7 protein-coding genes are annotated in these 7,451 nt (G+C 53.3%); 4 read left to right on the top strand and 3 right to left on the bottom strand.

The genetic code is table 11. The features are described 5' to 3' along the window. Nucleotides 1–329 (bottom strand): toll/interleukin-1 receptor domain-containing protein (locus tag HT737_RS28880; protein ID WP_182404531.1); only part of this gene is annotated, 329 nt, incomplete at its 3' end. Nucleotides 330–1,063: 734 nt separating this feature from the next. On the opposite strand from HT737_RS28880, the gene HT737_RS28875 reads away from it, so the two are divergent. Together HT737_RS28875 and HT737_RS28870 are read left to right on the top strand one after the other, a co-directional pair. After that, entirely contained in the window at nt 1,064–2,047 is a 984-nt protein-coding gene (locus HT737_RS28875; protein WP_034139800.1) for an AAA family ATPase, read from the top strand. Between the two features lie 21 nt (nt 2,048–2,068). Next, nucleotides 2,069–4,483: a S8 family peptidase gene (locus tag HT737_RS28870; protein WP_182404530.1), complete on the top strand. Its 2,415-nt coding sequence runs from the start codon at nt 2,069–2,071 to the stop codon at nt 4,481–4,483. Nucleotides 4,484–4,562: 79 nt separating this feature from the next. On the opposite strand, the gene HT737_RS28865 is transcribed toward HT737_RS28870, so the two are convergent. Further along, on the bottom strand, nt 4,563–5,354 hold the full coding sequence (locus HT737_RS28865) for an NAD-dependent deacylase (RefSeq protein ID WP_182404529.1): 792 nt from the start codon (nt 5,352–5,354) through the stop codon (nt 4,563–4,565). 56 nt (nt 5,355–5,410) lie between these two features. After that, nucleotides 5,411–5,560: an MbcA/ParS/Xre antitoxin family protein gene (locus HT737_RS28860; RefSeq protein ID WP_182404528.1), complete on the bottom strand. Its 150-nt coding sequence runs from the start codon at nt 5,558–5,560 to the stop codon at nt 5,411–5,413. A gap of 508 nt (nt 5,561–6,068) precedes the next feature. On the opposite strand from HT737_RS28860, the gene HT737_RS28855 reads away from it, so the two are divergent. Both HT737_RS28855 and HT737_RS28850 read left to right on the top strand, forming a co-directional pair. Next, a complete protein-coding gene (locus HT737_RS28855; protein ID WP_182404527.1) occupies nt 6,069–6,869 on the top strand; it encodes an alpha/beta fold hydrolase in 801 nt (266 codons plus the stop codon). A gap of 436 nt (nt 6,870–7,305) precedes the next feature. Beyond that, nucleotides 7,306–7,451: DUF1652 domain-containing protein (locus HT737_RS28850; RefSeq protein WP_182404526.1), on the top strand; the 146-nt coding region annotated here is incomplete at its 3' end.

Genomic DNA, 7,451 nt, shown 5'->3' with positions numbered 1-7,451 from the left:
AGGATGACTGGCACAATGCGCACGCCCGGTTCATAAGCGATCTCGGCAAGCATTTTCAGCTCACGGTGCAACCCCGAACCTTTCTGTTGGGCGGCTCTGATGTAGTCCTGGTCACACAGGCATAAGATCTGGACTGGGCGCTTGGACAAGGCTTTAGCGATAACGCCATCGATTGAATCTCCGTAGGCGATGCTATCCCTATCCCAAAATACGTCATGGTTCCAACTGATTTGGGTGAGGACGCGCTGGCGTACCCACTCTTTGTTCTCAAACCCGTTGCCCCAGGCGTAGGAAATGAAGATGTGGCCACGGTTTTCTACTTCAGTCATTTTTCCAAGTCTTCTGTAACGAGGGAGCGACATCACCAGGTCGCCGGTCTGGGGTGACGAATTGCGACGCACACGTCAACAGAAAGACCTTACCGAGGAATGATGAAGCTAAAAGCCATCATATTGGAAATTATTGAGCTTTATGGGGTGGTTGTTCGGGTAGCGCCTGATGGGTAGCGGATGAGGCGGCCAGCAAACAGCGTCAGTTGTGCACTGAGTCACTGTTGGTGTTGCCAGTTACTTTGCTAGTCTCTGAATAGATCTCTACATATTTATTAATGGGCGAAAACAAGCTCACTTTGACGTGTCGGAAATTTCCGCCACTCCCGTCAGTGTTTATTGCCACGCCTAAAGTTAGTTTAAGGTCGAGTTCTCTATCGCGACGATCAATATTGTTTGTTTGCGTTATTAATAATGTTGATGTTTGAACGGTCTTTCTGTCCTATCGTTTTGGGTGCTTGGTGTCGCAGTTTCTACAGCTGCTGCCGCTCGTCGATTGGTTCAATAAAATCAAGGAAATTCGAGAGAAATACTGGACAAAAACCCACCATGGGCGATACTCTTACGTATAACTTAACGTAAGGAGTTTGAAATACTCTTTACGCTTCAAAATGGAATGGAGTCCTCATATGTTAGCTCGCAATGATTCAGCCTTTTAGTTGCACTGCTTAGGGCAGGAATTGGTTTCATGAGTTGACGACTCTGAGAAACAACCTTATGGCAGGATATATAAAATGGCGAATGGAAAAGTACTCAGGCAACTTGTAAAAGCGGGTGCTGTCGGAGATATGGCGGCGTTCCGTCGTGCATCTGAAGCTATCATCGAAGAAGAGCGCCAAAAGCAACATCACTTATTGGCAAATGATTTAGAGCAGATCCTTTATGGTGGGGATATGCATGTCCAGTCTGCACGTAAACCGCAGTTTACTGCGGACATTCCTGTGGACAAGGAACGTGGACTTCCTTTGCTTGATATCAGGCCACCCAAGCGCTCGTTGGAGGAGATCATCCTTCCCGAAAGCAGTGCCTCTATGATCGACGAGATGCTGGAAGAGCATCGACGCGCAGAGGTGCTTCGTAGCTATGGCATGAAGCCATCCGGCAAAGTGATTTTCTTTGGCCCGCCTGGATGCGGTAAGACCTTGGCTGCTGAAGTCATCGCTTTCGAACTGGATCGCCCGCTGGCAATTGTTCGTCTCGATGCATTGGTCTCCTCGTTTCTGGGTGAAACAGCCGCGAATTTACGCAAGGTCTTTGATTTCATTGCGAAACATCAGTTAATCGTTCTTTTCGACGAGTTTGATGCCATTGGTAAAGAGCGTGGTGATAGCGGTGAGCACGGCGAGCTACGCCGCGTAGTTAATGCGGTGTTGCAGATGATGGACGCCTACGACGGGCAAAGCCTTATTCTGGCAGCAACTAACCACGAAAATATTCTGGATTCGGCAATTTGGCGCCGGTTTGATGACGCCATTGAGTTTCCGCTGCCTGATCACAAGCAGCTGATGGCATTGTTACAGCTGAAGTTGCGTGGGACCCGTCGTCAGTTCGAACTGGATGATCCCGAGTTACTAAAAGAATTCGATGGAAAAAGCGGTGCGGATGTGGAACGTGTTGTCCGGCGCGCTGTGAAGCGTATGATATTGCGTAATCAGGAGTTCCTCACGATCAAAGAACTACGTAACGCACTGGTGCGGGAGGGACTCCGCAAGCACTAACCTGCTATCAAGGACGATGAATTGGCAACTTACAAACACCTGAGTTTTGAGCGCGAAAACCTGGACAATCGTCGTCGGACGAAAAATCCCCCCAAGTTCACCAAGCGCGATGACTTGCGGGGGCATGGCCAGAAGCTTAACGGCTATTTTGCGACGGCAGCGGGTGTTGCTGCAAAGCAGCACAAGTCTGCCGAGAACTCCCCGTTTGTATTCAAGTTGCAGTACGACGGCGCGATGACGTTTGAAAATCTCCAGAAGCATGGCCTGGAATTCATCAGTCAGGAGGGCAAGCAGGTTTGTGTGGTGTTCGCGACCGAGGCTGGCCTGGCCATCTTTCAAGACCACCTGAACAAGTTGGGCGTGCTCGGGCAGAATGTCAGCTACAAGCAGATTCTGGAAGCCATCGAGGGTATCGATGCGTGGTCCGCCGAGGACCGCAAAAGCTGGGCCTTACGCCATATCGGCCTTCCACACTCTGAAACATTCACACTGGACGTCGAACTCTGGCCACACCACGTCACCAATCATCCGGCACGCATTCGCCTTTGCGCCTCGTTCGAAAAGTGGCTGGCGGACAACGGCATCAAGACGATCCACAAGCTCAACTTCGACAGCTTGGTGATGTACCGCGTCGAGGTGAGTGATACTCAAGCACAAGGGCTGCTCAACCATAGTGACGTGCGCATGGTTGACCTAATTCCCCAGACTGGCATCTCTTACCCGCAGCTGAACCGTGACATTGCTCAGATCCCGGCAAACATTCCACGCCCTGCCGACGATGCGGCGCGGGTGTGCATCCTGGACAGCGGTATCAACACTAACCATCCGTTGCTTCGATCGGCAATTGCAGAAAGTGAGTCATTCGTGGCGGGTCAGGACGCATTCGATGAGGCTGGCCACGGGACAGCCGTCGCCGGGATTGCGCTTTATGGCGACGTAGAAGCCTGTGATCGAAGCAATTTCTGGAATCCGCAAATCTGGCTTTACAACGGTAAGGTCATGCGCAAATGCCCAGACACCCACAATGCTATTTATGACGAGCACACGGTAGAAGCGACGCTGACAGAAGCCGTTGAGCATTTCGTGGGACTGGGCTGCCGCATCTTCAATTTGTCGCTGGGAAATACCAATGCGCCTTACGACGGTACACACATTCGCGGTCTGGCCTACATCCTCGATGTGCTTGCGCGTAAACACAACGTGCTGTTTGTCGTTTCTACCGGCAACTTCATGGGCTCTGAGGATCCGGCCGTACCGATAAAAAGCTGGCGGGACGAGTATCCGGAATACCTGCTGCACGAACGCAGTGTCATCATTGACCCGGCACCTGCGTTGAATGTGCTGACCGTCGGCAGCATTTCCCGCCACGACGCCACTTTCGACAGCCAGCGACACCCCGAGATCCATCAGCTGTCTCCGGCATCGGAGAACCAACCCTCACCGTTCACCCGACATGGCCCGTCGGTGAAAGGGGCTCTAAAGCCGGAGTTGGTCGCTCATGGTGGCAACCTGGCGTGTCCGGTGCATTACAACAATCAGCAGTGGAAGACCGACATGCGCGGTCTGGGCGTGCTGACGATGAACCATCAGTTCCAAGGCAATACGCTGTTCAAGGAACTCAGTGGCACTAGTTTCTCTGCGCCTTACATCACTCATTTGGCAGGGCGTCTGCTCAATGAATACCCGGAGGCTTCAGCCAATCTTCTGCGAGCCATGCTCGTGAACCATGCGTCTCTGTCGAGCGAGGTGGAGAGCACTTTCTCGGAGGAGATGCGCAAGGGTTACAAAGCCAATAAAGCGACCTACAACCGCGAGATTTCCCGCGATGTGGGTGGATACGGCCAAGTGAGTGAAAGTGACTTGTTCCGATCCTCGGATCAATGCGTTGTATTGATGTGCGAAGAGAGCATCGAGAAGGATGCCTGCCAGTTTTATGAGCTGCCTCTTCCTGCTACCTACCTGCGCAAGACGCGGGGTCTTAGGGAGTTGTGCGTCACGCTGGCCTACTCGCCGGCAGTGCGTACCACTCGCCTGGACTATCTTGCGACCCAGATCAGTTTCCGTTTGGTCAAAGGGGCTTCCCTGGACGAGGTGCAGGGCTACTTCAACAGGGACAAGCAGGAGGAAAATGAGACCCGTAGTGACGACGCCGAGCCGAACCGGGATATCTCCGCTCAACTGAGAAGTCGAGGTACGGTGCAGTCATCCAAGTGGACCTTCAAGCAACGCAATCCTGCTGAGAAATGGTTTGTCGTCGTGATTCGTCAAGATCGGGAGTGGAATCACCCGGACGTATTGGACAAAGAACCCTATTCGCTCGTGGTGACAGTAGCTGATCGCGATAACGAGCGGGCTCAGTTGTACACAGAGATCCAAGCCCAGCTCGAACTGCAGCTCCAGGCACGAGAAGAGGCCCGGCAGCGGGCGGCATTTTAGTCGGTTGAAGCTGCGTTACTTCATGAGATGCTCTCTGTTGTAGAGACCGGACGTCGGGGAAGATGGGCTGACGATTTCCTCAAGGCACCGGTCTCTCAACCTGAGCGCCAGTCGATGGGCGCATCAGAAAAACTAAAGCCGGAACGATTTCTGTTGCGCGCCCCACTAGGCACAACTCACGGCAGCTCGGCTGCACAACTTGCACTGGATTGATGTGCACGACGTAAGCACCGGCTCGCAGAGCCATGGTTGGAATCTCTGCGGCCGGGAAGACCACCCCCGAAGTGCCGATCGACAGCAGAACATCGCAATTTTTTGTTGCAAGAACAGCCTTCTTCCAAGCCACCGCCGGCAGTTCTTCACCGAACCACACCACACCCGGGCGTAGTTTGCCGCGGCAGCGGGGACAGCGAGGCGGCTCGATCCTCATATCCTCACTAGCAATCGGTTCCTCGAACGAGAAGGCCGTTGGAGTCCTATGGCAGGCAAAGCATTTGGGCTGTTCCAAGCTACCGTGCAGATGGATTACATCCACTGCTCCAGCTCGCTCATGCAGGTCGTCGATGTTTTGCGTGATCACCGTTACATCTCGCGTCCATGTCAACTGCGCAATGGCTTGATGCGCAGCGTTGGGCACCGCTTGCGCGACTTGCGCCCGCCGCCATAGATACCATCCCCAGACTAATGCTGCGTCCTCGCGGAACGCGTTAGCTGTCTCCAGCTTCTCCGGATCCTGGCGCGCCCATATTCCGGTCAACGGATCGCGGAATGTGGGTATACCGCTTTCGGCCGAGATGCCCGCACCGGTAAATACCACGATCCGCTTCGCACCCCCGACCAGCGAGACTACGGCTTCGACAGTGCTGCTCATCTTCCCACCACCTACGGCGCTTGTCTGTGCCAATGACGGGATGCTTCCGGCGTTGCTCAATACACGCCATATTCAATGCGGCCCAGATAGTCTTTGATCCGCTGATAGCCATGGTCATCATCAATAACGCTGCAAGGCGGTTGATAATCCAGGCCACGGGCGGGTTCGTTGAACCATTGCTCGGCACGATCACAGCTGCCGAGCACCTCTGCCGCCTGTCCCAAGATCATGTATCGCCGTACTAGATATGCTTGGTGGTGGCTGCTTAGACAATTGACGTTAGTAAAAGTGTTCTTACCAATCGACCAATAGTAAGGTTTGGGTTGTACTTTTGAGTGCATCGTTGCCACCTGCGAATTGCGACATTCAGCAGGTTCAGCATACATCGGCACTTGGCATCCGAGCAGTACATCCCGTCGAGCAGGGAAGGTTCGTATGACATTAACTCGCGACTGTCGAACTGGCACAGTGTTGCAGTCGTTGCTCCACGATTTCGCAGTCAACAGGTGGGAATCCCATTGCAGAGCCCTTCCACAATTCGACTATTGGAGCTTTGTGATTACCTTGAGTCTCAAATACAGCGAGGATCGTGTGCGAGAGGGACTTGTAACTGGACTTCCTTCAAGCCGGGGGGCATGCGCGGGATCAGTGTTTCCGCCCCATACGCGGACTGCATACAGTGATCCGTCAGGATGGGGGCAAAAAGGGAGCATCATGACAACTCAGAAATTATCCATTTGCGATTTGCAGTTAAACGTTTCAATCCGTGGCCAGGGTTCACCGCTGCTTCTGCTCAACGGCATGGGTGGCTTAATCCGTGCGTTCGACCCTCTGCGAAATGAACTGACCGACTACACGACCATCACGTTGGACGTTCCCGGCGTCGGCAAATCGCAGACGCCGCGTTGGCCAATGCGTCTGCCGCGTTATGCCGACACGATCGCTCAGATGCTCAAGCAATTGGGGTTCGACCAGGTCGATGTATTCGGCGTGAGTTGGGGCGGTGCTTTGGCACAGGAATTCGCTCTACGTTATCCAAGCATGGTGCGTCGCTTGATACTCGCTGCGACCTCGGCCGGCCCAGCAATGTTGGTAAAACCCGCTGATATCTTGGATTTTTTTAGCATGGCTAAAAGCGCCAAACCGCATAAGCAAAAGGACCGGCGCAATTCGACAAAGGCGCTTATGCATTTCGGGGTTGCGAATGGGATGCTCTCGGTTAATCCCCAAACCTATTACCGTCAATTCACGGCATTGGTCGGCTGGACGAGCCTGTTACGTCTGTTCCGCCTTCGCCAGCGGACGCTCATTCTCGCCGGCGATCGCGATCCGCTGGTGCGGCTTTATAACGGGCACATTTTGCGTCACGGCATTCGCCGTGCCGAACTGCATGTTCTGCGTGGCGAGGGTCATTTCTTCGTGTTGACCAGTGCTAAGCAAACCGCCGAAGTCATACGCGAATTCCTTGAGCGACCGCACGACGATAAAAAGCCCGCGATCGCCAACCTCACCTAACTGGCCACGTGAGCATTCAGCTTCAGTAGACCTCTGCGTAATTGCCCGCTCCCTCCGTTTTATACATCTCTGCAAACACCGGATTCTCGCAATCAATTTGGGCCGGTCTACAGGAATCACGCGTTTCGAACTGGGTTTGCTTAAGCTCCTTGCGTCGGCATCCTCCAGCCTTTCATTTGGATAACCTAAACTTCATCAGTGATGATGCTGACACCACCGGCTACGGATAGGTAGGCGCGTTTACATCCAACGGGTTAACTGACGCTCGATTAAATACCGTGAAAATGTGAACCAGTATCCGTTTCGGCCTTGAAAGCCAAACTTTTGTCGCCAGAAATGTATCGTCTTGATCGCAATGGCTCGAGAAATCCTAGGGCCTGCATCTGCCACTCAACACTACATGTCTTGCTTCGGGATACGACACTGGAGGAAATGAATGATTTCAACCCTGGAGCTGCGCAGAATCATTGAAGAGAGCTTTCGACCGCTGGAGTGCCAATGCACTTTAGTGACTGGAAATTCACTACAGGTCCGAGTGACTGATCCCGCGACGGGCAGCGTCGATCTGCTTGTCACTGGAAT

Origin of the sequence: Pseudomonas sp. MD195_PC81_125, from assembly GCF_014060985.1 — a bacterium.
Taxonomy (GTDB): Bacteria; Pseudomonadota; Gammaproteobacteria; order Pseudomonadales; family Pseudomonadaceae; genus Aquipseudomonas; species Aquipseudomonas parakoreensis.
Note: the sequence above shows the minus strand (reverse complement) of the source record. Positions and strands in the feature narration are given on the sequence as shown.